This window comes from Pseudonocardia sp. SID8383 (assembly GCF_009864975.1).
GTDB lineage: Bacteria > Actinomycetota > Actinomycetes > Mycobacteriales > Pseudonocardiaceae > Pseudonocardia > Pseudonocardia alni.
Window position 1 is genome coordinate 1 of sequence record NZ_WWFY01000913.1, and the last position, 240, is coordinate 240.

1 protein-coding gene is annotated in these 240 nt (G+C 79.6%); it reads left to right on the forward strand.

Annotated elements, in window-relative coordinates:
* A partial coding sequence (locus GTW08_RS21660) for a hypothetical protein (RefSeq protein ID WP_202417509.1) occupies positions 1-240 on the forward strand: 240 nt, incomplete at both ends.

Sequence of the window (240 nt, forward strand, 5' to 3'; positions counted from 1 at the left end):
TGGTGATCGCCGCCCTCGCAGGGCGCTGGAGCCGGTCCGCCGCGCTGCGCGCCGACCGGGAACGGGCCGAGACCGACCGGCTGCGGCACGGCACCGCGCTGGACGCCGAGCGGTCCCGGATCGCCGAGGAGATCGGCGGCGGGGTGCTCAGCGGTCTGCGTGGCCTGGTCGCCCAGGCCGGGGCGCTGGGCCCCGGCGCGACCGAGGCCGACCTGCGTGCCGTACGGGAACGGGCCCGGT